Below are 24,458 nucleotides of genomic sequence, written 5' to 3' on the forward strand. Positions count from 1 at the left end.
GGTCGACCCACACTCACCGGTTAAAGCCGATTGCTGGGCCAGGGTCTATCGGGCCGTCCTCTTCCGGTGGAAGCATCACGGGATCCACGCCTCTGTTGGTTCGCCATGGATGGTCCGCGTCCCACAGCGGTGTTCCCTCGCCGTCATGCTCGCGCCGGTTCCTAGTACCAAAGTGCGATGCTGCAGAAGGTGAGCCGCCTACTGGGAAGTTGCCGTAGCTAGCTCCTGGTTGAGTAGTTCGTCCTGCTCCAGGCCTAGAACCCGCCGCGCCGCTAGGTGCAGTGCCTGCGCCGCCACCAATGACCCCACCAATGGGATTTACGCGCCGCGGATTGTTGGGAGTTGGTTGGCCGATGCTCCCGCCTGTCGGTGTTCCAATAAAGCCATTGGGCAGAGCCTGGCGTCCGCTGCCGCCAGGTGAAGTGCGGTTCGGGTCGTTGAAAGGCAGGTTTGGCCCGCTCGGGGGTGCTGGCGGGCGCGGCGAAACTGGTCCCATGCTTCCTGTGGGTGCGAAACCTGCCTGGGCGCCAATGCTGGGCGTGGTTGGAGACGTCGGCTTGATGGGTGGCGCAGATGCCTCAGGCGGGGCCTGCGCCGTGCCAGGTGCGGCTGCTCCGAGTATCGGTCCGACGCCGCTGATCGGAGGCGTCAAGGGTTTCGTCTCGACGGGGGAGACCGCAGGGTTTCTAGGCGACGGTTTCCCCGAGCTGCCTGAAACCTGCACTGGAACGACAGGCGGGATAATTGGAGGAGCCTGGTCGTAGGTGTCGGGATCATTAACCTGACGACCTGGACGACCGGGGCCGACTGGTGTTGGCGGGCGCTGGAGCATGACCTGGGCGTGCTGTAGCTCGCCGCTCAACCCCGTCATCAACCCGCGCGCCCGTACGTTCAACTGCTCCAAGTCGTCGTCCGTGACCGGGGGCCGTTCCGGCAACCGGCTACCCGCCACCGCCTTCGGGTCGGCGATCGTCGCCTCGTACGCCCGCTTCTGCCGCAGCTTCTTCTCGTACTCCTCGTGCAGGGGTTGCAGCTCGGCCCGCGCGCTGCCGATGGCGCGGGTGGCGGCGGCGAGCGCGTCGTAGTTCGCGGCGGCGGCGTCGTGGGTGCGCTGCACGCGGTCGATGAGCTGGTCGAGTTCGGCGATGTACGCCCGCGCGGCGGCATTGGTCTCGGGTGGCCAGGCCTCGGCGAGGCCGCGCCGGTATTCCCGCAGCCGGCTGAGGTGGGTCAGCGCGAGGTCACAGACCTTGCGCCAACCGGCGACCTGCTTCCACTGGCCGGCGGTGTCCTGGTCCTGGAGGCACGCCCACATGCTGAGGACGTCCATCAGCCGCCAGTCGGTCAGCCCGGAGGTGCGTCCGCTGCCCCGTTCGATCACGGCAGGATCACCCGGCTCTGTTCGGGGGCGGTGGGGTCGGCCAGTGGCGGCAGCGGGCGGGCGACGGTGCTCGACGGCCCGGCGAGTGCCCGTTCGACGTCGGTGACCCGTGCGGAGGAGAACGCGTCGGCGTCGCCGTAGTGGTTGGCGATCCGGCCGGCGGCGTCGGCGAGCCGGCCGGTGGCGGGTGTCAGGTCCCATACGGCGCTGACCGCTGCCGTCTGGGTGTCGTGGTGGGCCTGGAGGAAATGGACCAGCTCGATGAAGGCGTCGGCCGGGTTGGGTACCGGGGCCTTCATGTCGTCGGCGATGTACGACAGATGCGGCGAGTAGTTGCGCGTCACCTCGTCCTGGAGGCGGTCGGCGAACTCCCGCATCTGTCGGATGTCGGCCTCGATGCCGCCGTAGCCGCGCAGCCAGCCGGCTGGCTGGTTGTCCTCCGGGATCATCGGAGCCTCCTGCCCGTCACCACACGGTTTCCCTGAGTGAGGTTAGTGGCTCAACGTGGATCCCGGCAGCCCCGCCCGGCGCCGCGGGTGGAACCAGACGTCAGCGGGGCAGGCCGGAGGCCCGCCACGCGCCGGCGCCGGCGACCGGGCAGGCGAGGGCGGGACGTGCGCTGCGCGCCCACTGCGACACGGGGGCCGGCGTGGCGGCCTGGGCCGGGCGGGTACGCACCATGATCGCGCCGACCAGAGCGGCCAGCTCCTCGGCGGTGGGCACGCCGCGGACGATCCGGAACAGCGGCTCTTCGGCAGACATGCCCCAAGGGTAACCGTCACGAATTCGACCTTCGCCGTACAGTGGCGTGCCGACGGTGTAGGCGTCGCAGCGGCCGGGTACGGTTTCTGCGATGTCGAACGCGCTCCCCCAACTCGTCGCCGACCGGTACCGGCTTATCACGCCGCTCGGTCAGGGCGGCATGGGCCGCGTCTGGAAGGCGCGGGACGAGGTGCTGCACCGGGACGTGGCCATCAAGGAACTGGTCCCGCCGCCCGGCCTCACCCCCGAGGAGCGCCGCGAGATGCGCGAGCGCTCGCTGCGGGAGGCGCGGGCGATCGCCCGGCTCAACAACGTCAACGTGGTCCGCATCTTCGACGTGCTGCGCACCGACGGCGATCCGTGGATCGTCATGGAGTACGTGGCGTCGAAGTCGTTGCAGGACACCATCGCCGAGGACGGTCCGGTCTCGTCGGCCAAGGCGGTCGAGATCGGCCTCGGCGTGCTGAACGCGCTGAAGGCCGCGCACAAGGCGGGCATCATGCACCGCGACGTCAAGCCGGGCAACGTGCTGCTCGGCGAGGACGGCCGCGTGGTGCTCACCGACTTCGGCCTGGCCACGATTCCCGGCGACCCGAACGTGACGCGCACCGGCATGGTGCTCGGTTCGCCCGCGTACATCTCGCCGGAGCGTGCGCGGGACGGCACGGCCGGGCCGGAGGCCGACCTCTGGTCGCTCGGCGCCACGCTCTACGCGGCGGTCGAGGGCAAGTCGCCGTACGCGCGTCCGTCGGCGATCGCCACGCTGGCCGCGCTCGCCACCGAGCCGCTGCCGCCGCCGCGCAACGCTGGGCCGCTCAAGCCGGTGCTCCAGGGCCTGCTGCGCAAGGACCCGGACGAGCGGATCACCGCCGAGGTGGCGGAGCGCATGCTGCGCAAGGCCGCCGGTCGCCGGGCCAAGGGCATTTCACTGCTGGACGGCGTACGCCGGCCGGGGCCGAACGGTCCGCGTGTGCCGCGCCCGCCGCTGGTGCCGGCGCCGCGCCCGGCCGACCAGGCCGAACGCGCGGCGACCTCGGTTTCCGGGGCCGCCACCGGGGGTACGGCCGCGGCCGTCGACCCGACAGCGAAGGTGGCGGCGCCCACCTCGGACGCCGGCCCGACGGCGAAGGTGGCTCCGCCGGCCGCCGATCCGACCACCAAGCTCGACCAGGCGCCTTCGACCGACGAGACCCGGGTGGACGACGAGGCCCCTGTCGACGGCGTCGACCCGGCGCTGGACGAGACGCGGCTCGACGGCGAGCCGGTCACCGACGCCCCGGCGCCGGTCAGCCCGGCCGTGACCGGCTCCGCACCGGTCAGCCCGGCTCCGGTGCAGGAGGCGCAGTCGACCGGCCGGGCCACGGTGCTGCCGGTCGAGAAGTCCGCGCCCAACCGGCGCAACCTGCTGATCGGCGCGCTGGTACTGCTGCTGCTGGTCGGTCTGGTGGTGGCCGTGCCGCTGCTGAACAACGGTGACGACGGCGACGGCGGTCAGCCGACGGCCGGCACCTCCGCGTCGGCGGCGCCGCCGCCCGCGGCGAGCGAGAGCGCGTCCCCGAGCGCCCCGGCGACCAGTGCGTCGGCCAGCCCCACGCCGTCGGCCAGCCCGTCGGCGTCCGGGGCCGCGTTGCCGGCCGGCTGGCGTCTCTACACCGGCCCGAACGGCTTCAAGGTGCCGATCCCGAACGGTTTCGAGGCGCGGGTCCGCAGCGACAACGTCGTGCTCTATGAGGTCGGTGGCGCTCGGCGGGTGCTGTTCATCCAGTGGACGCCGAACCCGAAGAAGGACGCGTACGCGGACTGGAAGAGCCAGGAGTCGAGCCGACGCAACTTCGTGCGCAACTACAAACTGGTCGGCATCACCAAGTGCGACCCCTACTTCCGCACCTGCGCCGACTGGGACTGGCTGGAGACGCGCAACGGCGACACCCGCTTCCACGTCCGCAACCGTGGTGTGGCGACCGCCAGCAACCGGGGCTTCGCGCTGCGCTGGGAGGTCCCGGCGAAGGACTGGGACGCCAACCTGGCGAACTGGGAGATCATCACCAAGGGCTTCGTGCCGGACCGTCAGAACTGACCGGGAATCCCGCCGGTCACGAAACTCGCTCGCATGGCTTTCCGTCCTCGGGGGTATGAATCCTCCGACGACGGAAGGAGGCGCGACATGGGTTACCGACGCAGGGACACCGGCCCGCGGCTGGCACTGTGGATGCTCGTTGCGCTCGGCGACGTCGTGCTGCTCCTGATCGCCGCCGGCCTGTCCGCGCCGGTCGCGGTCCTCGGTGTGCTGACCCTCACGATCGCGGGTGTGGCGGCGTGGCGCTGGATGCGCCGGACGCCCGTGCCGGCCTCCGCGCGCCGCAGAGCCTGAGCCACGTACGACGCGACAGTGGGACCGCCTCGCACGGAGGCGGTCCCACTGTCGTAAGCCGGTGGATCAGGTGTTGTTGGCCAGGGCGATCAGCCGGCTGCGGTCACCGTTCCAGTAGTTGCGGTCCACGTTGCCGCTGATCCCGGAGACGGAGCCGGTGCTCGTGTACTGCCAGAAGCTGTAGAACGGAGCACCGGCCGGCAGGGTGCCGGGCGAGCTGGCCCAGCGGGCGATCCACAGCGGGTGGTTGGCCCACGGGCCGCTCCAGCTGCCGGTGCACTGGTTCCACCAGCTCGTCGTGGTGTAGATGACCGCGTACCGGCCGGTGCGGGAGCGGTAGGTGTTGAGGAAGTCCTGGACCCAGTTGCGCATGCCGGTGGTGCTCAGGCCGTAGCAGTAGCCGCCGCTGTACGGGTTGCCCTCCAGGTCCAGCGCGGCGGGCAGCGTGCGGCTGTCGGCCGACCAGGCGCCGCCGTTGCTGGCCAGGTAGTTGGCCTGGGTGGAACCGGCGGAGATGTTCGGCCGGGCGAAGTGGTATGCCCCGCGGATCACCCCGGCGTTGTACGCGTTGACGTAGTTCGCGTTGAAGTTCGGGTCCTTGTAGCTCGTGCCCTCGGTGGCCTTGATGAAGGCGAACTGGATGCCCGCGTTGCGCACGCTGGTCCAGTTGATGCTGCCCTGGTAACGGGAGACGTCGATCCCGGGCGTGGTCGCGGCGGCGGCCGGTCCGGCGGTCGCCACGAGGGCCACGGCCGCGGTGGCGGCGGCGGCCAGGCCGGCAGCGAGGAGCCGGCGTACGGAGAGTCTGGTACGGGCCATGGTTGCCTCCAGAGGGACGTCCGTCTATTGACGCCCATCTTTGGAGCTTAGTGCCCTAGATCGCAATAGGGAGCAAGGAAATTTTCATCGACGCCCATCGTTCGCCCAGGTGGCGCGTCGTTTGCGGATCAGCGGAGCGCGCTCGGGTCCATCGCCCAGCGGAACGGCTCGGTGACACTGAGCGTCTCACCCGCCTTGGCCACCGCGTCCTCGACGTAGTGCGCGCCGTCGAGCCGGTGCAGCCGCAGCGAGTGGCTGTCGCCGTCCTGCTCGTGCGAGCTGTAGGACTCCAAGGGAGCTGCGCTCACCGACCTCACCTCCGCTCCGGCGCCTCGTCCGATCAGTCTCACACTCTATGAGACTCGGCCGGTCGAACGACACGGCTCGGGCCGGTAGGCTCCCCGCCCATGCCCCTGATCGACGGCCTCACCACGCTCTGGGACACGCTGATGAGCGCCCAGCCGGACCCGCCGCCGCTGCTGGTGGTGCTCACCGCCGTGGTCGCGCTCGCCGTGGTCGCCACCCGGCTGCCGTGGCGGATCGCCCGGAACGCGGTCACCATCGCGCACGAGGGCGGCCACGCGCTCGTCGCGCTGCTCACCGGCCGCCGGCTGCACGGCATCCGGCTGCACTCGGACACCTCCGGGCTGACGCTCTCCGCCGGCCGCCCCACCGGGCCGGGGATGATCCTCACGCTGCTCGCCGGGTACGTCGCGCCGTCGCTGCTCGGCCTCGGCGGCGCGTGGCTGCTGGCCGGGAACCGGATCACGCTGTTGCTGTGGCTGGCGGTGGCGCTGCTGCTCGCCATGCTGGTGATGATCCGCAACCTGTTCGGCGTGCTCTCGCTGCTGGTCACCGGCGGGGTGGTGCTCGCCGTCTCCTGGTACACCTCGCCCGAGGTGCAGGCCGCGTTCGCCTGGACGTCGGTCTGGTTTCTGCTGCTCGGCGGCGTACGACCGGTGTTCGAGCTGCACCGGCAACGCGCCCGGGGCCGGATGCCGCAGTCCGACGCCGACCAGCTCGCCCGGCTCACGCCGTTCCCGGCGCTGTTCTGGGTGGGCGTGTTCCTGCTGGTCAGCGTCGGGGCGCTGGTGGTCGGCGCGCTGCTGCTGGCCGGCCCGATCCTGGCCGACGCGGGGCTCACCGCCTGACAAGCGGCGTATCCGGCGGGCGAGGCCACATAGGGGCAGAATCGGATCCGTGCGATACGTGATCATCGGAGCGGGCGCGGTCGGCGGCACCATCGGCGTACTCCTGGCCGACGCCGGCCACGACGTGACGCTCGTGGCCCGCGGCGCGCATCTGGACGCGCTGCGGGAGCGGGGTCTGACGCTGCGCACGCCGGAGCGGGAGGTCACCGGCCGGCTGCCGGCGGTGGCCGGGCCGGACGGCCCGCCCCTGCCGGCCGACACCGTGCTGGTGCTCACCGTGAAGTCGCAGGACACCGTGGCGGCGCTGACGGCGTGGGCGGACGCGCCGGTCGAGGGCGGCGGAACGGCGGGCGAACGGCTGCCGTTCGTGCTGGCCCAGAACGGCGTGGCGAACGAGCCGGCCGCGCTGCGGCGCTTCGCCCGCGTACACCCGGTGTGCGTGTGGCTGCCCGCCACCCACCTGGAACCGGGCCTGGTGGTCGCCAACGGGCATCCGCACCCGGGCATGCTGCACATCGGCCGCTACCCGAGCGGCGCCGACGACACCAGCCGGGCGGTCGCCGCCGACCTGACCTCCGCCGGGTTCGTCGCGCCGGTGCGCGACGACGTGATGCGCTGGAAGTACGGCAAGCTGCTCGCCAACCTCGGCAACGGCCTCCAGGCGCTGCTCGGCCGGGACGTGCCCGAAGCCCTGTCGAAGCGGGTACGCGCCGAGGGCGAGGCGGCGCTCGCCGCCGCCGGCATCGCGCACACCACAGTCGAGGAGGAGGCCGCCGAGCGCGGTGACCTGGTGTCGCACCGGCCCGTCGGCGGCGAGGAGCGCTCCGGCGGTTCCACCTGGCAGAGCCTGGCCCGGGGCGCGGGCTCGGTCGAGACCGACCACCTCAACGGCGAGATCGTGCTGCTCGGGCGCCTGCACGGCGTACCCACCCCGGCCAACGCGGCGGTGCAGACCGCCGTCCGCCGGGCCGTCCGCGACCGGATCCCGGCCGGCGGCTTCCCACTCGGCGAACTCGAGAAAATGATCGGCTGAGCGGGCAACCGCACCAGGCACGCCAGGCGTGTCCCCTGCGACCGTCACTCGGGAGGTAGCAGGTGCCGGACGTCGACGGATTCGACGAGTTCTACCGGGGCAGCCGACAGCGGCTGCTCGGCTTCGTCTACGTGCTCACCGGCGACCTCGCCGAGGCGCAGGACGCCGTGCAGGAGGCGTACATCCGGGCCTGGCAGCGGTGGTCCACAGTGCGCGGATACGACGACCCGGAGGCATGGGTGCGGGTGGTGGCGAGCCGGATCGCGGTGAGCCGCTGGCGCAGCCTGCGCAGCCGGGCGCGCGCCTATCTGCGCCATGGCGCCGAGGAGAGCATGCCGGCGCCGAGCACCGACACGGTCGAGGTGGTGGCCGCGTTGCGGCGGCTGCCCGAGGAGCAACGCGTCGCTCTCGCGCTGTACTACCTGCTCGGCATGCCGGTCGCCGAGGTGGCCCGGGAGACCGAGGCCCCGGTCGGCACCGTCAAGGCCCGGCTGTCCCGGGGCCGAGCCGCCCTGGCCGAACTGCTCGCGGTAGTGGATCTGGAGGAGCCCGCCGATGCGTGACGACGACCTGGCGTTCATCGACGTGATGCAGCGGGACCTGCGCAACGTCCGCTGGGCGGAACCGGCCGAGCTGCGGGCACGTGCCCGGCGCCGCAGCCGCCGCACGGTGGCCGCCGCGGCGGTGGCGGTGCTCGCACTCACCTCCGGGGCCGCGTTCGTGGCCTCCGGGCGTGCCGCCTCACCAGCGCGGGCCCCGGTCGCCGCCAATCCGTCGGCGACACCGTGGAGCGCCACGGAGGTGCCCGCCGAGGCGCTGCTGCAACCGTCCGACGTGCGGCCGGCCGGCACCACGCCGTGGAACGACTCCGGCCTCGACGAGGAGATCCAGCTGGACAAGATGCTGGAGGTCTGCCGGCAGGAGCAGGGCCTGCGGACGGAGTGGGTGAAGTCCCGCTACTCGCGGTCGGTGACCCTCCTGCGGAAGCGGCCGGGCGCCGGTGACCAGTCGGCCCCGCAGGCGGTGGTCCTGCAGGATGTGCACCGGCTGGCGCCGCGGGACGGCGAGCGGCTCTTCGACGAGCTGCCCGCGCTGCTCGCGCCCTGCCGCACGTGGCGGTTCACCGGTCCGGTGGAGTTGAAGGGCAAGCGGGTCCAGGCGGAGGTCGTCCACTCCTGGCAGACGGTCGACAGCGGCTTCGCCGGCGACGAGTCGGTGCTCGTGCGGCACGCCGTCGGGCAGGGCCGACGGCTGGACACCGGGGCGCGGCTCGGTGACGGGACCCCGCCGAAGGAGCAGGTGGTGGTGCGGGTCGGTGACCTCGTCACGGTGCTGAGCACCGGACCGGGCGGCGACGAGGTGACACTGCGGGACCTGGCCCGGGTCGCGGCCGAGCGGCTGTGCCGCGCCACGAACCCGGGCTGCTGACGCCGGTGCCCCCGCCACCGAGGCGGCGGGGGCACCCGACGTACTACAGCGGGATGTTGCCGTGCTTCTTCGGCGGCAGCGTCTCGCGCTTGGTCCGCAGCACCCGCAGCGCCCGCACGATCTGCACGCGCGTCTCGTGCGGCGGGATCACGCCGTCCACGTAGCCGCGCTCGGCGGCGATGTACGGGTTGGCGAGCGTGTCCTCGTACTCGGCGATCTTCTCGGCCCGGACCGCGGCCGGGTCCTCGGCGTTCGCCAGCTCCGAGCGGTAGAGGATGTTCACCGCGCCCTGCGCGCCCATCACCGCGATCTGCGCGGTCGGCCAGGCGAAGTTCAGGTCCGCGCCGAGGTGCTTGGAGCCCATCACGTCGTACGCGCCGCCGTACGCCTTGCGGGTGATGACTGTGACCTTCGGGACGGTGGCCTCGGCGTACGCGTAGATGAGCTTCGCGCCGCGCCGGATGATGCCGTCCCACTCCTGGCCGGTGCCGGGCAGGAAGCCGGGCACGTCCACGAAGGTGAGCACCGGGATGTTGAACGCGTCGCAGGTGCGCACGAACCGGGCCGCCTTCTCCGACGCGGCGATGTCGAGCGTGCCGGCGAACTGCATCGGCTGGTTCGCCACCACGCCCACCGGGCGCCCCTCGACGCGACCGAAACCGACCACCATGTTCTGCGCGTACAGCGGCTGCACCTCGAGGAACTCGCCGTCGTCGAGCACGTGCTCGATGACCCGGTGCATGTCGTACGGCTGGTTGGCCGAGTCCGGGATCAGCGTGTCCAGCTCCCGGTCCTCATCCGTGACGTCGAGGATCGCGGGCGCGTCGAACACCGGCGGCTCGTCCAGGTTGTTCGACGGCAGGTACGACAGCAGCGCCTTGACGTACTCGATCGCGTCCTCCTCGTCGGTGCCGAGGTAGTGCGCGTTGCCGCTGCGGGTGTTGTGGGTACGGGCGCCGCCCAGCTCCTCCATGCCGACGTCCTCGCCGGTGACCGTCTTGATCACGTCGGGGCCGGTGATGAACATGTGCGAGGTCTGGTCGACCATGACGGTGAAGTCGGTGACCGCCGGGGAGTAGACGGCGCCGCCCGCGCACGGGCCCATGATCAGCGAGATCTGCGGGATGACGCCGCTGGCCCGCACGTTGCGGAAGAAGATCTCGCCGTAGAGCCCGAGGGACGTGACGCCCTCCTGGATCCGCGCGCCGCCGGAGTCGTTGATGCCGACGACCGGGCAGCCGATCTTCATGGCGAGGTCCATCAGCTTGACGATCTTCTCGCCGAAGACCTCGCCGAGGGAGCCGCCGAAGACGGTGAAGTCCTGCGAGAAGACGCAGACCTGCCGGCCGTCCACGGTGCCGTAGCCGGTCACCACGCCGTCCCCGTACGGGCGGGTCTTCTCCAGCCCGAAGTTGGTCGAGCGGTGCCGGGCGAACTCGTCCAGCTCGACGAACGATCCCTCGTCGAGGAGCATCTCGATCCGCTCGCGGGCGGTCTTCTTGCCCCGCGCGTGCTGCTTCTCGACCGCGCGTGCCGACCCGGCGTGCACCGCCTCGTCGAGCCGTCGCTCCAGGTCCGCCAGCTTGCCGGCGGTCGTGTGGATGTTGAACCCGGTCTCGGTAGTCACCCGTGGAATATAACGATGGTTCAGGTGTCTGAGGCTGTGCAGTACGCCTCATCCGGGCCGTAGGCTGGCGTGATGCCCGGCTCGCCGTACACGGATCTGGACCGACCGCCGCTCTCCGCGGCCCGGCTGCGGCGCGCGCTGGTCGCGCCGAACGGGCCCTGGCGACGCTTGGAGTTGCTGGCCGAGACCGGCTCGACGAACGCCGACACGGTGGCCGCGGCGCGGGGCGGCGAGCCGGAGGGCCTGGTGGTGGTCGCCGAGCGGCAGACCTCCGGCCGGGGCCGTCGGGGCCGTGTCTGGCAGTCGCCGCCGCGCGCCGGTCTCGCCACGAGCGTGCTGCTGCGGCCCGGCGAGGCGGTCCCCGAGCGCGGCTGGGCGCCGGTGCCGGTCACCGGGTACGGGTGGCTGCCGCTGCTCGCCGGTGTCGCGCTGGTCGAGGCGGTACGCCTGCTGGCCGAGCTGGACGCGCGGCTGAAGTGGCCCAACGACCTGCTGGTGGACGGCGCGAAGTGCGCCGGCGTGCTGGCCGAGGCGGTGCCGGGGGAGAACGACAGGCCGCCCGCGATCGTGGTCGGTGTGGGGCTGAACGTGACGCTGCGCGCCGACGAGCTGCCGGAGAACCCGACCGGGCTGCCCGCCACCTCGCTCCAGCTCGCCGGCGCCACCGCCACCGACCGGGACCCGCTGCTGCGGGCGCTGCTGCGCTCGCTCGCCGACTGGTACGAGCGCTGGCGTGACGCCGGAGGTGATGCGGAGGCCAGTGGGCTGCGCGAGGCGTACCTGGCCGGGTGCGCCACCATCGGTCGCCAGGTGCGGGTGTTGCTGCCCGACGGCAGCGAGGCGCACGGCACCGCGACCGGGGTGGACGCCGACGGGCAGCTCCTGGTGGAGACGAATGCCGAGACGCTGCGGCTGGCCGCGGGAGACGTGCTGCACCTGCGGTGAAAGGAAGGGCCCCCTCTTAACGCCTCCGGTAGAGGAAGGGCCCCCTCTTAACAACCACGGGCAGCCGCCCGCGCGGCCGATGCCGACGGGATGCGCCGACCGGTTACGGTCAGCGCGTCCTGTTCTGCGAGGAGGTTCCCCCGTGGCGTTCCCCGAAGACGTGCTCACCGAGGACGAGCACGTCGTGTTGCACCTGCACCCGCACTGGAAGGCCCTGATCCGGCCGGTCCTGGTGCTCGTGCTCGCCGTCGCGGCAGTCGTCGCCGGCTGGATTCTGCTGCCCGACGGCAGCGGCGGCACCATCGCGCTCTACGCCCTCGCGGTGGTCGCCCTGGCGCTGGTGCTGTGGCTGGCTCTGTGGCCGTTCCTGGTCTGGCGCACCACGCACTACCTGTTCACAAACGAGCGCGTCCTGCTCCAGCAGGGGGTGCTGTCGCGCAACCGGCGGGACCTGCCGTTGACCCGGATCAACGACCACGCCATGAACCAGCGCTTCGTGGAGCGGCTGCTCGGCTGCGGCACGCTGACCATCGAGTCGGCGGGTGAGCGCGGCCAGTCGGTGCTGCACGACGTGCCGGGCGTGGACCGGGTGCAGACGAAGCTGTACGAGCTGGTCGAGGCGCACCACGACAAGCACAGCCTGGGCGACGACGAGATGCGCGAGATCCTCGCCGACATGGCCGAGGGCAAGTCCCTGCGCGACCAGCCCTGACCGCGCCGCCGACCGAAGAGGGCCGGCACCCCCGGAAGCGGAGGTGCCGGCCCTCTTCGTCGGTCAGCGGCGCGCGCGGCGGGGCTGGAGTTCGGCGGCGAATTCGGCGTCCAGGTCGGCGCCGAGCGCGCCGCCGAGCCCGGCGTCAGCAGGTGCCGGACGGCCCCGGGGTGGCGCGTAGTCGGGTCGCCCGGCGCCCGGGGGAGGTTCCTCCTCCTCCAGCTCGCTCACCGACTCGGCCAGCTCGGCCACCGGGTCCATCTCGGCGACGTTGTCCCACTCGTCACGCGGCACCGAGTGCCAGGTCTCCTCGGCGTGCTTGGGCACCGGCTGGAAGACGAACGTGCGGTAGGACCAGAAGCGGAACAGCGTCGCCAGCAGGACACCGATGGTCTTGGCGACGTTCAGCGCCAGCAGTCCGTGTACGCCGAGGCCGTACTTGGCCAGGGCCAGGACGCCGAGTTCGATGACCAGACCGGCGCCGTTGAAAAGGAAGAACAGGACGTATTCCCGCCGGAGTGCCGATTTCGGCCGATCCCGGTACGTCCAGTGACGATTCATCAGATACGACGTGATCGTGGCGACAATCGTCGCGATCACGGTCGCTTTCAGCTGACCGTCGCGGAAAACCGTGAGTGCCAGGGCATTGAACACCGCGTAATTGATGACGGTGTTGATGCCGCCGACGATGCCGAATTTGAGCGCCTCGTGGATGAACTTCTGCCAGCGCTCGGGCAGCAGACGGACTCCAGGCATGCGGAACACCTTAGGCAGTGGGCTGGGCCGGCTCGGCCCGGCGGGTCGGGATGGGCGGTTCGTCACGCCCCGGACTCTCGGTCGTGGCTCGTTGCCGGAACGGGTGGTGTTCCCGCGTCGACGAAGACGAACCGTCGGTACGACCAGAACCGGAAGAGCGTCCCGAGGCCGGTGCCGACGATGAAGCTGGCGATGTTGTCGGCCAGCGGGGTCTGGAACACCGCCGGCCAGACCGCGCCCAGCCCGTAGTGGCTGACCGCGAGACTTGCCACCGCGATACCGAGACCGACCGCGTTGAAGAAGAAGAACAGCGCGTACTCCCGGGCCGGGTTGGAGCGCTGCCGGTGCCGCCAGGTCCAGAACCGGTTGCCGAGGAAGGCGACGGTCGCCGCGATCACCGTGGAGATGGTCTTCGCGGCGAGCGGCGGCATGTCCCGGCCGCTGGACAGGAAGTTGAAGAGGACGAAGTCGACCACGAAGGCGAAGCCGCCGACGGTGGCGAACTTGCTCAACTCGTGGATCAGGTGACCGAAACGGTCGAGTAGTGCTCCGATCGGACCCCGACGGGTCTGCGGAGCCCCCGGTTGGTCCCCGGTCATCGTCGCGGCCACCCGCCGAGAGTACCGGTTGTGGGGTACACGGGCGGACCGCAACGGCGAGTCGGCCACGACGGCTTCGTCGTGGCCCTCGCGGCCGGGCCGCCCGGGTCGGGGATCTGTCGCCCGTTCTCGATGTCCGTGAGCAGAGGGTAACCCGCTGTGTGAATCTGTGGAGCCCATCACGGAATCGTCTTTCACGACATGTTCGTACGCTTCCCCGCGATCGGGCGTCGCGGTCACTCCGGGGACGGAGCGGGCCGTCGAAGGTTCACCGCAGGATTTGCGTGAAACTGCGCGCGAAAGCGGGTATCAGATCGTGAAGCCGCAGCGTGGCCGTACCTTGTGCAGTTCTTCACAACCAGTCCCACTGACTGGCGAGGCAGTCCGGTTTACGCTGAGCCCAATCCCAGGTTTCCACGAGGCGGCGTACTTGCCCGCCAGAACTCGTGCACCCCATAGATCGGTCAGCGTCGACCACAAGGAGAAGTGACATGGTTGCTCCGGCTGCTGTTCGGGGTATCGATCAGGCCCCGACGTCCCACCCCAAGCTGCTGGCCTGGGTACGTGAGGTCGCGGAACTGACCACCCCCGACCGCGTGGTCTGGGTGGACGGGTCTGATGAGGAGTGGCGCCGCCTCACCGACGAGCTCGTCTCAAACGGCACCCTCATCCGGCTGAATCCCGAGAAGAAGCCCAACTCGTTCTACGCGCGTACCGACCCCACGGACGTCGCCCGGGTGGAGGAGCGCACCTTCATCTGCTCCGTCGACGAGGCGGACGCCGGCCCCACCAACAACTGGATGGCGCCGGCCGAGATGAAGCGGACGATGACGGAGCTGTACCGCGGCAGCATGCGCGGGCGCACCATGTACGTCATCCCGTTCTGCATGGGTCCGATCGAGGCCGAGAACCCCATGTTCGGCGTGGAGATCACCGACAGCCCGTACGTGGTCGCCTCCATGCGGATCATGACCCGGATGGGGTCGGCGATCCTGGAGGCGATGGGCGACGACGCCGACTTCGTGCACGCGCTGCACTCGATCGGCGCGCCGCTGGCCCCGGGTCAGCAGGACGTGGCCTGGCCGTGCAACGAGACGAAGTACATCTCGCACTTCCCGGAGACCCGGGAGATCTGGTCCTTCGGCTCCGGCTACGGCGGCAACTCGCTGCTGGGCAAGAAGTGCTACTCGCTGCGTATCGCCAGCGTGATGGGGCGCGACGAGGGCTGGCTGGCCGAGCACATGCTGATCCTCAAGATCACCTCGCCGGAGGGCAAGGTCTACCACATCGCCGGCGCCTTCCCGTCCGCCTGTGGCAAGACCAACCTCGCCATGTTGGAGCCGACCATCCCGGGCTGGAAGGTCGAGACCATCGGCGACGACATCGCCTGGATGCGGTTCGGCCAGGACGGCCGCCTCTACGCGATCAACCCGGAGTACGGCCTGTTCGGTGTCGCCCCTGGCACCGACTGGAAGACCAACGCCAACGCCATGCGGACGCTGGACCGCGGCAACTCCATCTTCACCAACGTGGCGCTGACCGACGACGGCGACATCTGGTGGGAGGGCATGGGTGAGCCGCCGGCGCACCTGATCGACTGGAAGGGCAACGACTGGACGCCGGAGAGCGAGAACCTCTCCTCGCACGCGAACAGCCGCTTCTGCACCCCGATCACCCAGTGCCCGATCCTGGCCGACGACTACTACGACCCGAACGGCGTGCCGATCGACGCGATCCTGTTCGGCGGCCGTCGGCGGGACACCATCCCGCTGGTCACCGAGGCCCGCGACTGGGTGCACGGCGTCTACATGGGCGCCACGCTCTCCTCGGAGACCACCGCCGCCGCCTCCGGCGCGGTCGGCGTGGTGCGTCGTGACCCGATGGCCATGCTGCCGTTCATCGGTTACAACGCCGGCGACTACTTCCGGCACTGGATCGAGATGGGCAAGGGCGCCGACGGCGACGAGGCCAAGCTGCCCAAGATCTACTACGTCAACTGGTTCCGCAAGGACGCCGAGGGCAACTTCCTCTGGCCGGGCTTCGGCGAGAACTCCCGCGTGCTCAAGTGGGTCATCGAGCGGTTGGAGGGCCGGGCCGAGGCGGTGGAGACGCCGATCGGCATGGTCCCGGCGCAGGACGCGCTCGACGTCGAGGGTCTGGACATGACCCCGGAGGACGTCCGGATCGCGCTGAAGGTCGACGCGGACGAGTGGCGCGACGAGCTGCCGCTGGTCACCGAGTGGTTCGAGAAGTTCGGGGACAAGCTCCCCGGCGTGCTCTGGGCCGAGCTGGACGCGCTGCGCGCCCGCCTCGACGCGGAGCCGCAGAAGTAGCAGGTGTGCCTGTTGCCCGCGCCGGGCAACATCGGATGCCATGAGGACGGCCGCTGAACCTGTCGAGGTCCGGCGGCCGTCCGCCGTCCGGGCGCTGACCACGCTGCTCGCCGTGACCGCGGCGGCCACCGTCGTGGTCGAGTTGCTCAACTACTGGTACGCCCCGGAGCAGGAGTTCGGTCTGGCCGTACGCACCGGCTGGGCGATGCTCCGATCGCTCGGCTTCCTGCTGCTGATCGGGCAGGTGAACAAGGGCCGGGTGGGCGCCCGGCCGTTCGGGCTGATCCTGGCGGTGACCACGATTTTCGCGGTCGGGCGGCTGATCGTGCCCCGGCAGGGGGTGCCCGCGCTGCCCGGCCTGATCGGGTTCGCCGTGCTCACCGCGCTCTGCGTCGCCGTGGTGGTGCTGCTCTACCGTTCCGAGGCGATCCGCGCGCACCTGGTCCGGCACCGCAAGGGCCTGGTCGTCGAGGGCGGGACGATCGCCTGGCGGGAGATGACGCCGAAGCGTCCGCAGGCGAACGGCTGGCTGCTCACCGCCCGGGTCGCGGCGTTCACCTACAGCCCGCTGATGCTCGTGCCGGCGCTGGTGGCGACCGGCGCCGTGCTGGACGGGCGGCTCGCCGCCGTACCGGCATTGATCTTCTGGTTCGGCGTCGGCATCGCGGTCAGCTACGCCGTCCTGTTCTGCACCGCGTTCCTGCTGCGCGACAAGGCGTGGGCGCGGAAGGGCCTGGTGGCCGTCACCCTCGGCGTCCTCGCGATCGACCTGCCCCTGTGCTGGTGGCTGCTCGGCGCCGACGGCCTGATCCGCGACGGCGCCCCGCTGGTCACGGCGGCAGCCCTCTGCGTCTGGTCGCTGTACCGGGCCACCCGGTCCCGTTGATGCCCGGGGTGGGGGCCGGCAGGGGAGGATGAGGGGGTGTGGGACGTCGTGGTGGTGGGGGCGGGGCCGGCGGGAGCGGCCGCCGCGCTCGGCGCACGACGGGCCGGGGCGGCGCGGGTGCTGCTGCTGGACCGGTCCGACTTCCCCCGCGACAAGGCGTGCGGGGACGGCATCGCCGCGCACGCGCTGGACGTCCTCGACGAGCTGGGCGTGACCGGGGCCGTCGACGGCTACCCGCCCCTGCCCGCGCTGCGCCTGGTCGCACCCGGTGGCGGCACCGTCGCCCGGACGCTGCCCCGGCCCGCGTACACGGTGCCCCGCCAGGTGTTCGACGCACGCCTGGTGGCGGCGGCGGTGGCGGCCGGCGCCGAGTTGCGGCGGCACACCGTACGCCGGGTGGAGATCGCTCCCGACCGGGTGGTGCTCGACGGTGAGCTGTCCGCGCGGGCGCTGGTCGGCGCGGACGGCGCCGGTTCGGTGGTCCGGCGCGCGCTCGGGCACCCGGTCAACCCGGACCGGCACCTGGCGCTCGCCATCCGGGGCTACCCGCCGGCCCCGCCGGGGCCGCCCGAACAGCTCATCGTCACCTCGGCGGCGCGCTGGCCCGCGTACGCCTGGGTCTTTCCGATCGGTGACGGTCGCGCGAACGTCGGGTACGGGGAGGTGCTGCGCGGCGAGCCGCTCAGCCGCGCGCACCTGCTGGACCGGATGGCCGCGCTGCTCCCCGGAGTCGACCCGGCCACGGTGACCGGCCTGCGCGCGCACCACCTGCCGCTGTCCACCCACCGGCCGGCGCCCGGGCGGGGCCGGGTGGTGCTGGCCGGGGACGCGCTGTCGCTGATCAACCCGTTCACCGGCGAGGGCATCTTCTACGCGCTGCGCTCGGGGGCGCTGGCCGGCGCGGCGGCGGCCGGCAGTCCGGCCGAGGCCGCCCGGGGGTACGCCGCCGCGCTGCGCGCCCGGCTCGGCACCCACCTGCGGCACAGCTCGGCGGCGGCCTGGCTGGCGCGTCGGCGCTGGGTGGTCGACGCGGTGGTCGGCGCGGCCGGGCGCGACGAGCGGGTCTACCGCACCGTGGTGGAGCTGGGGCTCGGCGACGGGCGGCTGGACGCCCGCACGCTCGCGGCGATCGCCGCTGACGTGCCGCGACCGCGCCGGACCGGCTCGCCGTCGGCTGATACGCCACCGAGACACTGATCTTTCTCACGGGTCGCTACCCTGCAAGGTGATGACTCTGCGGAAACTCCTCTACTCCGTGTACGAGCGCCGGCTGACGGCGAAGCTCGCGGGCAAGCCCGTACCCGCGCATGTCGGCGTGATGTGCGACGGCAACCGCAGATGGGCCCGGGAGATGGGCTTCGTCGACCCGAACGACGGCCACCGGATGGGCGCCGAGCGGATCAAGGAGCTGCTCCGCTGGTGCGACGCGGCCGGTGTCGGGCACGTCACGCTGTGGCTGCTCTCCACCGACAACCTCTCCCGCCCGGCCGCCGAGCTGGACCCACTGCTCCAGATCATCGAGGACCTCACCACCGAGCTGGCCGAGGAGGGCAACCCCTGGCGGCTGCGGATGGTCGGCGCGCTCGACGTGTTGCCGGCGCAGCACGCCGCCGCGCTCAAGGCCGCCGAGGAACGCACCCGGGACCGCGACGGCGGGGCTCAGGTCAACATCGCGGTCGGGTACGGCGGGCGGCGCGAGATCGCCGACGCGGTCCGCTCGCTGCTGGCGGAGCACGCCGCGAACGGCGGCACGCTCGAGGAGCTGGCCACCTCGCTCGACGTCGACCACATCTCCGAGCACCTCTACACCAAGGGGCTGCCGGATCCGGATCTGATCATCCGGACCAGTGGCGAGCAGCGGCTCTCCGGTTTCATGCTCTGGCAGAGCGCGCACTCGGAGTTCTACTTCTGCGAGCTGAACTGGCCCGACTTCCGCAAGGTCGACTTCCTGCGTGCCCTGCGCTCCTACGCCACCCGCCAGCGCCGATTCGGCACCTGACCCCCCGCCTCCCCGTCGATCTTGCACTTCCGGCCCCGCGTGCGCGGCTTTCGTCCCCGTTTGTCGGGGCGGCAAGTGCAAGATCGACGCGGAAAAGCGGGGTCAGGTCAGGTGGCGCAGGGCGTCGGTGAGGAACTCGGCCAGGGCGGCGGGGGAGTCCAGGGTCAGGTCGGCGGCGTCGGCCACCTCGTGCCCGGTCTCCGGGTTGGCCACGGCGACGCAGACCCCGAGGAAGCCGGGGTCGGCGGCGGCGCGGGCGCGCAGCGCGGCGAACGCCTTGATGTCGGAGACGTCGTCACCGAAGTACCAGGCGCCGCCGGCGTCCCGGACCGTCTCGCCGATCACCATGCCCTTGTCCCGGTCGACGGGGGGCTTGAGTTCCAGCACCATCCGGCCCGGCTGGGCGCGCAGGCCAAGCCGCTCGGCCTGGGCGCGGCCCCACTCCTGCACCAGCTCACCGAGCTGCGGGGCGGTACGCCAGTGCAGCGCGACGGAGAGCCGCTTGAACTCGACCAGCGCGCCCGGCGGCAGCTCGGCGCGGGCCTGCTCGGCCAGCTCGGACATGGTGGGCACCCACGGCAGAGCGGCCGGCTCGGTGACCGTCTCACCGCCGGAGTGGCTGTGCTCCAGGCCGTACAGCCCGTACAGGTCGATTCCGGCGAGGCCGCCGAGGTGGTCGCGGAGGAAGTCCACCGGCCGGGCGGAGACGATGGCGATCCGCCGCACGTGCGGGGCGAGCGCCTCCAGCGCGGTGAGCACGTTGGGCGCGGGCCGGACGGCCGTGGGGTCGTCGTCGACCGGCGCCAACGTGCCGTCGAAGTCGAAGAAGAGAACGACGTCCCGTGCGCGATCGGCGGTCGCACGCCAGGCGTGCTCCGCGTTCAACGGGGTCTTCGGCTGCTGGTTGCCCAGATTCAACGGCGGCACGCGCGTCAGCGTACCCCGCGCCGGGCGGCGTATTCGTGGCCGAGATGTGACGTGGGAACGTCGTGGGGATCAGCGTTCGGCGGCTCCCCGTCCCCGGCGCCCGAACGGCACCACTGCCGCCTCCTGCCCGTGGCTGAGCAGGTAGCCCTCCACGAAGCCGGTGTTGCGGTCGCCGGTGTGCGCCTCGATCTCGTTCAGCCGCGCCACCAGGAACTCGGTGAGCGCGCTGACCCGGTCGTTGAGACGATCGTGCAGTTCGGCGACGACGGCGAGGATCACCGCGGTGCCGGCCGTGGTGAGCGCGAAGAGGTTGACGACCAGGGGAAGCTGCCCGCCGTCCAGTACGCCGACCACCACGTTGCCGGTCACGCACGATGTCAGCGACACCACCGCGACCACGACTGCCAACCATTTCAGGGTCATGGACAGACCCCTCCTTCTGTCCCGCAGGGCTGGGTTCGGCTGTGTCCCGTCCCCCCGCCGATGACGAGCCCCTAGCAGTACAAACGTGGACGCTAGCGGGTCCGATCCGTCCCCGAGGCGAAACGATCGGGTCTGACCTTCCGTTCTTTCGCCATCTGAGGAACTACCCGGCCTGTTTCCCCCTATTTCGGACACCGCCCGGCAGTGTCGGGCGATATGCGAGGTAACGAATGGTTTCTCGAATGTGGAACTTCTCCGCGTCCGACACGGTCGGGTCGACCAGTCGGCGCAGCAGCGCCTCCACGTCCGGGTCCATCGGAGGTGGGGTGGGCGTGGCCCGTGGGCCGGCGGCGCGGTCCCAGCCGAGCGCGGTGAAGGCGGCGGCCGGATCGAGCCCGAGGCCCTCGCAGAAGGCGACCACCCGCTCGGCCTCCGGGTCGCTGGCCCAGTCGCCGCGGACCCAGCGGTTGATGGTCTGGCGGGAGACGCCTGTGCGCCGGGAGACCTCGGTGCCGCTCCAGGCCCGCAGCGCTCGCGCGTCGTCGAGCGCACGTCGGACGAAGGTGGCGAAGGCGATCTTCCGTGCGTTGGCCGTCTCGGTCACCCCGTGACGGTACGGCCAGTCGGTCCCGTCGGGCGGTCTCGGCACGCTGCTGTCACGCTGGCGTGACGGTGATCGCGGTTTTCCGGTAAACGATCCAGTGCTGCTCCTGAGGGGTGTCACCTGGGCAGAATAGATGGACACGAGTACGGCGGCAAAGGTCTGAAAAGCTGATACTGTCACGCTCATGAGACAACTTACGGTGTGTCACGTGCTTGAGACGACGAGTGCTCACATGCGTCACTCCGCGGGTGCCGAGGGGGTCTCGTGACCGAGCTCGCGACCCGTGCCCAGGCCTTCGGGCTGATCGCGGACGGCGTGTCCGCCGGGCTGAGCGCCCCCTGGCGTCTCTATCTCGCCCGCGGGTGCCGGTATCTCTCACTCAGCGTCGGCGACCGGGGGGAGTGGGACGCCTGGCGTACCCACCTCGGCTGCCCCGAGCTGAGCGTGCGGGTCTACGACTCCGGCGGCGAGATCCGCCGGGCGTCGGTGGCCGAGGTGATCCTCGACGGCTGCCGGATCAGCGTCGAGCTGGTCGAGGAGGTCAGCACCGACGACCTGGAACGCCTGCTGGTGGTCGACCCACTCCCCGGGACGGACGAGCGATGACCCCTTTTCTCGCCGTGGTGCTCGTCCTGGTGCTCGGCTCCACCTGCTACGCGGCCGGTCGCCTGCACGGGCAGCTGAGCTACCGCATCGGCTACCGGTTCGGCTACCGGCAGGGCTACTTCGACGGTGACCGGGGCGCCTGGAACCGCCGCCGTCGAGATGCCCAGGCCGCGATCGCCTCGGCGCTGTCCGCCCCCGGCGCGACAGTGGTGACGTCGGCCGGGCGCTCGGCCGTGCCGTTCGCCGGCACCGCCGTACCGGCCGCTGTCGCCGTGCGGTCCGGCTCCGCCCCGGCCGTCCGGGTCACCGCCACCGCCCAGCTCGGCGCGGTGGGGCGGGCGGGCACCACGTACACCGGATCGTCGTTCGGCGCGGCCGGCGCCGGGCCGAGGGCCGGCACGCTGGCGCGGCGGCCGGGCTGAGGCCCGCACCGCGACGCGGTGCCGCCCGTGGGCGACCGGCCGGGATGCGCGCAGGGGGCATGCATCCCGGCCGGTTCCGGTCCGCCCGTCACCCGAACAGGTGTACGTCCGGCGACTGGCACGCGATGATCCACGCGCACCTCTAGCCCCGCGGCCCCGCGGCGATTAGCGTCTAGGCATGGCGCGGGGTTTTCCCGGGCCAGCCGGACAGCCCGGACCTGCGTCCTCGCACACGGGGCCCGCATCCGACCCCGTGTCCTCCGGGCACCGGAAGAGGCGGAACTCGGGTGGCCGGGTGCCCATCCGCGGAGCAGGCCTGTGACCACTCGCCGTACCCCCGCCGGAGCCGAGCAGCAGACCCCGGCCTCGACCGCCCAGACCCGCCGGACCACCCGCAGCCGCCGCAGCGCCGCCGTCGAGGCCGAGGAGCCCCGACCAGCCGGCCCGGCCTTCGTCCTGGACACCTCGGTCCTCCTCTCCGACCCGGCGGCGTTCCACCGCTTCGCCGAGCACGAGGTGGTGCTGCCGCTGGTGGTCATCTCCGAACTGGAGGGCAAGCGGCACCACCCCGAGCTGGGCTGGTTCGCCCGTCAGTCGCTGCGCATGCTCGACGAGCTGCGGGTACGGCACGGCCGGCTGGACCGGCCGGTGCCCGCCAACGAGCAGGGCGGCACGCTGCGGGTGGAGCTGAACCACACCGACGACGGGGTGCTGCCGCCCGGCTTCCGCAACGAGTCGAACGACGCGCGCATCCTGTCCGTGGCGCTGAACCTGGCCGCCGAGGGGCGTGAGGTCACGCTCGTCAGCAAGGACATGCCGCTGCGGGTGAAGGCGGCCTCGGTCGGCCTGCGCGCCGACGAGTACCGCCACGGCCAGGCCAGCGATCCGACCTGGACCGGCATGGCCGACCTGGACCTGTCCGAGGAGGAGATCGGCCGGCTGTACGCGGGCGAGACGCTCGACGTCGACGCCGCGGCGGGCCTGCCCTGCCACACCGGTCTGGTGCTGCACTCGGGGCGCGGCTCGGCGCTGGGCCGGGTGCTGCCGGACAAGACGGTCCGGCTGGTCCGGGGCGACCGGGAGGCGTTCGGCGTGCACGGCCGCTCGGCGGAGCAGCGGGTCGCGCTCGACCTGCTGCTGGACGAGTCGATCGGCATCGTCTCGCTCGGTGGCCGGGCCGGCACCGGCAAGTCCGCGCTGGCGCTCTGCGCCGGCCTGGAGGCGGTGATGGAGCGACGCCGGCACAAGAAGGTGATCGTGTTCCGTCCGCTGTACGCGGTCGGCGGCCAGGAACTCGGCTACCTGCCCGGGTCGGAGTCGGAGAAGATGTCGCCGTGGGCGCAGGCCGTCTTCGACACGCTCGGCTCGGTGGTGCACGAGAACGTGCTGGAGGAGGTCACCTCGCGCGGGCTGCTGGAGGTGCTGCCGCTGACCCACATCCGCGGCCGGAGCCTGCACGACGCGTTCGTCATCGTCGACGAGGCGCAGTCGCTGGAGCGGGGCGTCCTGCTCACCGTGCTGTCCCGGATCGGTCAGGGGTCGCGGGTGGTGCTCACCCACGACGTGGCGCAGCGGGACAATCTGCGGGTCGGCCGGCACGACGGGGTGACGGCGGTGATCGAGGCGCTGAAGGGACATCCCCTCTTCGCGCACGTCACGCTCAGCCGATCGGAGCGTTCTCCGATCGCCGCTATGGTCACCGATCTACTGGAGGACATCCCCGGCTGACCGCCGCTTTTGCTCCACTTTATCCTGATTTTCAGGGTGACGCAGATCACTTTTAGGCCCGGCCATTTCCCACCGGCCTCACTGTGCGCAATGGTGTCCATCGAGCGTCACCGACCACTCGGGAGCCATGTACGCCCCGCAGTCACACCGGTACCGGAGCGCTCGCGGCACCTCGGCGCGGCCCGGCAGGCCACGCGTGCCGCGTCCCTGCCCCCGACGAAGGGAAACTTCGTGAGTCGGCTGTGGAGCCGGTTCGGCGCCCGCACCGCCGCTGTGGCACTGCTCTCCGTGGGCGTGGCCGGCGGCTTCTATCTGGGCGAGGATCGCCAGACCCAGCAGCAGGGCCTGACCGCGCAGGTCGGCCTGGAGGTCGACCAGGCGGAGTACGCGTACCAGCGCGAACGGCTGTCCGACCACCGCGTGGACTCGTCCCGGCAGCGTGCCGCCGAGTACCAGGCGAAGCTGCGTGCCGCCGCGGCGGCGAAGGAGGCCGCCGAGCGGGCCAAGAAGGCCGAGGCGGCCGCCGCCACCCGCAAGAAGGAACGGGAGGCGGCGGAGAGCGAGACGAAGATCAAGCCGTACGACGGGCCGATCCCGTCCTCGTGCGCGGAGTACAGCGGCAACCGGAAGATCGGTTGCGCCGTCATGCTCGACAAGGGCTTCGGCATCGACCAGTTCCCGTGTCTGGACAAGCTCTGGACCAAGGAGAGCGGCTGGAACCCGAAGGCGTCCAACAGCTCCTCCGGGGCCTACGGCATCCCGCAGGCCGTGCCGGGCAGCAAGATGGCCTCGGTCGCGGACGACTGGAAGACGAACCCGGCGACCCAGATCACGTGGGGTCTCGGCTACATCAAGGGCCGGTACGACACCCCGTGCGGCGCCTGGCAGAAGTCGCAGAGTTCAGGCTGGTACTGACGTCGTGACGACGGCGGGACACCCGGGCGGA

27 protein-coding genes are annotated in these 24,458 nt (G+C 71.5%); 16 read left to right on the forward strand and 11 right to left on the reverse strand.

Going from position 1 to position 24,458, the window contains the following annotated elements:
* Positions 1-13 precede the first annotated feature (13 nt).
* From A4R25_RS31185 to A4R25_RS19445, 3 genes are all read right to left on the reverse strand, one after another.
* Positions 14-1,381, reverse strand: coding sequence for a hypothetical protein (locus A4R25_RS31185; protein ID WP_157539123.1), 1,368 nt, complete (start codon positions 1,379-1,381; stop codon positions 14-16).
* Positions 1,378-1,830, reverse strand: coding sequence for a hypothetical protein (locus tag A4R25_RS19440; protein ID WP_064447651.1), 453 nt, complete (start codon positions 1,828-1,830; stop codon positions 1,378-1,380). The genes A4R25_RS31185 and A4R25_RS19440 overlap by 4 nt, the downstream gene beginning before the upstream one ends.
* 100 nt (positions 1,831-1,930) lie before the next feature.
* A complete protein-coding gene (locus tag A4R25_RS19445; protein ID WP_064447652.1) occupies positions 1,931-2,143 on the reverse strand; it encodes an acyl-CoA carboxylase subunit epsilon in 213 nt (70 codons plus the stop codon).
* A gap of 91 nt (positions 2,144-2,234) precedes the next feature.
* Between A4R25_RS19445 and A4R25_RS19450 the strand changes: the two genes are divergently transcribed.
* Together A4R25_RS19450 and A4R25_RS19455 are read left to right on the forward strand one after the other, a co-directional pair.
* Positions 2,235-4,220: a serine/threonine-protein kinase gene (locus tag A4R25_RS19450; RefSeq protein ID WP_064447653.1), complete on the forward strand. Its 1,986-nt coding sequence runs from the start codon at positions 2,235-2,237 to the stop codon at positions 4,218-4,220.
* An 87-nt stretch (positions 4,221-4,307) separates the two neighbouring features.
* Positions 4,308-4,514, forward strand: a complete 207-nt coding sequence (locus A4R25_RS19455) for a hypothetical protein (RefSeq protein WP_043326669.1) — start codon at positions 4,308-4,310, stop codon at positions 4,512-4,514.
* Between the two features lie 66 nt (positions 4,515-4,580).
* On the opposite strand, the gene A4R25_RS19460 is transcribed toward A4R25_RS19455, so the two are convergent.
* Together A4R25_RS19460 and A4R25_RS30745 are read right to left on the reverse strand one after the other, a co-directional pair.
* Positions 4,581-5,333, reverse strand: coding sequence for a GH25 family lysozyme (locus A4R25_RS19460; RefSeq protein WP_043326667.1), 753 nt, complete (start codon positions 5,331-5,333; stop codon positions 4,581-4,583).
* 128 nt (positions 5,334-5,461) lie between these two features.
* On the reverse strand, positions 5,462-5,641 hold the full coding sequence (locus A4R25_RS30745) for a hypothetical protein (protein WP_231915583.1): 180 nt from the start codon (positions 5,639-5,641) through the stop codon (positions 5,462-5,464).
* A gap of 99 nt (positions 5,642-5,740) precedes the next feature.
* On the opposite strand from A4R25_RS30745, the gene A4R25_RS19465 reads away from it, so the two are divergent.
* From A4R25_RS19465 to A4R25_RS19480, 4 genes are all read left to right on the forward strand, one after another.
* Positions 5,741-6,484 carry a M50 family metallopeptidase gene (locus A4R25_RS19465; protein ID WP_043326662.1) on the forward strand — a complete coding sequence of 248 codons (744 nt, stop codon included), beginning with the start codon at positions 5,741-5,743 and terminating at the stop codon, positions 6,482-6,484.
* 49 nt (positions 6,485-6,533) lie between these two features.
* Complete coding sequence (locus A4R25_RS19470; protein ID WP_064447654.1) at positions 6,534-7,517, forward strand: ketopantoate reductase family protein; 984 nt, start codon at positions 6,534-6,536, stop codon at positions 7,515-7,517.
* 62 nt (positions 7,518-7,579) lie between these two features.
* The gene (locus A4R25_RS19475) at positions 7,580-8,080 is read left to right on the forward strand and encodes a SigE family RNA polymerase sigma factor (RefSeq protein ID WP_043326656.1); all 501 of its coding nucleotides are present in this window, start codon (positions 7,580-7,582) and stop codon (positions 8,078-8,080) included.
* Positions 8,073-8,945: a hypothetical protein gene (locus A4R25_RS19480; RefSeq protein ID WP_043326653.1), complete on the forward strand. Its 873-nt coding sequence runs from the start codon at positions 8,073-8,075 to the stop codon at positions 8,943-8,945. The genes A4R25_RS19475 and A4R25_RS19480 overlap by 8 nt, the downstream gene beginning before the upstream one ends.
* Before the next feature lie 43 nt (positions 8,946-8,988).
* On the opposite strand, the gene A4R25_RS19485 is transcribed toward A4R25_RS19480, so the two are convergent.
* Positions 8,989-10,572 (reverse strand): acyl-CoA carboxylase subunit beta, encoded by a 1,584-nt coding sequence (locus A4R25_RS19485; RefSeq protein ID WP_043326650.1) that lies wholly within the window; start codon positions 10,570-10,572, stop codon positions 8,989-8,991.
* A 72-nt stretch (positions 10,573-10,644) separates the two neighbouring features.
* Here A4R25_RS19485 and A4R25_RS19490 point away from each other — a divergent pair, with 72 nt between their 5' ends.
* The gene (locus A4R25_RS19490; protein ID WP_043330645.1) at positions 10,645-11,517 is read left to right on the forward strand and encodes a biotin--[acetyl-CoA-carboxylase] ligase; all 873 of its coding nucleotides are present in this window, start codon (positions 10,645-10,647) and stop codon (positions 11,515-11,517) included.
* A gap of 142 nt (positions 11,518-11,659) precedes the next feature.
* Positions 11,660-12,229: a PH domain-containing protein gene (locus A4R25_RS19495; protein ID WP_043326648.1), complete on the forward strand. Its 570-nt coding sequence runs from the start codon at positions 11,660-11,662 to the stop codon at positions 12,227-12,229.
* Positions 12,230-12,292: 63 nt separating this feature from the next.
* Here A4R25_RS19495 and A4R25_RS19500 read toward each other — a convergent pair whose 3' ends face one another.
* Both A4R25_RS19500 and A4R25_RS19505 read right to left on the reverse strand, forming a co-directional pair.
* The gene (locus A4R25_RS19500) at positions 12,293-12,985 is read right to left on the reverse strand and encodes a GtrA family protein (protein WP_043326646.1); all 693 of its coding nucleotides are present in this window, start codon (positions 12,983-12,985) and stop codon (positions 12,293-12,295) included.
* 62 nt (positions 12,986-13,047) lie between these two features.
* Positions 13,048-13,584, reverse strand: coding sequence for a GtrA family protein (locus A4R25_RS19505; protein ID WP_043330644.1), 537 nt, complete (start codon positions 13,582-13,584; stop codon positions 13,048-13,050).
* A 491-nt stretch (positions 13,585-14,075) separates the two neighbouring features.
* Between A4R25_RS19505 and A4R25_RS19510 the strand changes: the two genes are divergently transcribed.
* From A4R25_RS19510 to A4R25_RS19525, 4 genes are read left to right on the forward strand one after another with little or no spacing between them, the layout of a single operon-like run.
* The gene (locus A4R25_RS19510) at positions 14,076-15,917 is read left to right on the forward strand and encodes a phosphoenolpyruvate carboxykinase (GTP) (RefSeq protein ID WP_043326644.1); all 1,842 of its coding nucleotides are present in this window, start codon (positions 14,076-14,078) and stop codon (positions 15,915-15,917) included.
* Between the two features lie 40 nt (positions 15,918-15,957).
* Positions 15,958-16,803: a hypothetical protein gene (locus A4R25_RS19515; RefSeq protein WP_064447655.1), complete on the forward strand. Its 846-nt coding sequence runs from the start codon at positions 15,958-15,960 to the stop codon at positions 16,801-16,803.
* A 36-nt stretch (positions 16,804-16,839) separates the two neighbouring features.
* The gene (locus A4R25_RS19520) at positions 16,840-18,000 is read left to right on the forward strand and encodes a geranylgeranyl reductase family protein (protein WP_064447656.1); all 1,161 of its coding nucleotides are present in this window, start codon (positions 16,840-16,842) and stop codon (positions 17,998-18,000) included.
* A 31-nt stretch (positions 18,001-18,031) separates the two neighbouring features.
* The gene (locus A4R25_RS19525; RefSeq protein WP_043326637.1) at positions 18,032-18,802 is read left to right on the forward strand and encodes an isoprenyl transferase; all 771 of its coding nucleotides are present in this window, start codon (positions 18,032-18,034) and stop codon (positions 18,800-18,802) included.
* 102 nt (positions 18,803-18,904) lie between these two features.
* Here the strand turns inward: A4R25_RS19525 and otsB are convergent, their stop codons facing one another.
* The 3 genes from otsB to A4R25_RS19540 all read right to left on the reverse strand — a co-directional run bounded on the left by otsB (position 18,905) and on the right by A4R25_RS19540 (position 20,756).
* Entirely contained in the window at positions 18,905-19,729 is an 825-nt protein-coding gene (gene otsB / locus A4R25_RS19530) for a trehalose-phosphatase (protein ID WP_064447657.1), read from the reverse strand.
* Between the two features lie 69 nt (positions 19,730-19,798).
* Entirely contained in the window at positions 19,799-20,152 is a 354-nt protein-coding gene (locus A4R25_RS19535; protein ID WP_013284062.1) for a hypothetical protein, read from the reverse strand.
* Positions 20,153-20,315: 163 nt separating this feature from the next.
* Positions 20,316-20,756: a helix-turn-helix transcriptional regulator gene (locus A4R25_RS19540; RefSeq protein WP_030501268.1), complete on the reverse strand. Its 441-nt coding sequence runs from the start codon at positions 20,754-20,756 to the stop codon at positions 20,316-20,318.
* A 264-nt stretch (positions 20,757-21,020) separates the two neighbouring features.
* Here A4R25_RS19540 and A4R25_RS19545 point away from each other — a divergent pair, with 264 nt between their 5' ends.
* The 4 genes from A4R25_RS19545 (at position 21,021) to A4R25_RS19560 (ending at position 24,427) form a co-directional block, all read left to right on the forward strand.
* Positions 21,021-21,362, forward strand: a complete 342-nt coding sequence (locus A4R25_RS19545) for a hypothetical protein (RefSeq protein WP_064447658.1) — start codon at positions 21,021-21,023, stop codon at positions 21,360-21,362.
* Positions 21,359-21,784 (forward strand): hypothetical protein, encoded by a 426-nt coding sequence (locus A4R25_RS19550; protein WP_064447659.1) that lies wholly within the window; start codon positions 21,359-21,361, stop codon positions 21,782-21,784. Before A4R25_RS19545 ends, A4R25_RS19550 begins: the two co-directional genes overlap by 4 nt.
* A gap of 318 nt (positions 21,785-22,102) precedes the next feature.
* Complete coding sequence (locus A4R25_RS19555; RefSeq protein WP_043326627.1) at positions 22,103-23,512, forward strand: PhoH family protein; 1,410 nt, start codon at positions 22,103-22,105, stop codon at positions 23,510-23,512.
* Positions 23,513-23,743: 231 nt separating this feature from the next.
* Complete coding sequence (locus A4R25_RS19560) at positions 23,744-24,427, forward strand: transglycosylase SLT domain-containing protein (RefSeq protein WP_043326625.1); 684 nt, start codon at positions 23,744-23,746, stop codon at positions 24,425-24,427.
* Positions 24,428-24,458: the final 31 nt, after the last annotated feature.

The sequence above is a fragment of the Micromonospora sp. NBRC 110037 genome, assembly GCF_001652995.1.
GTDB lineage: Bacteria > Actinomycetota > Actinomycetes > Mycobacteriales > Micromonosporaceae > Micromonospora > Micromonospora chalcea.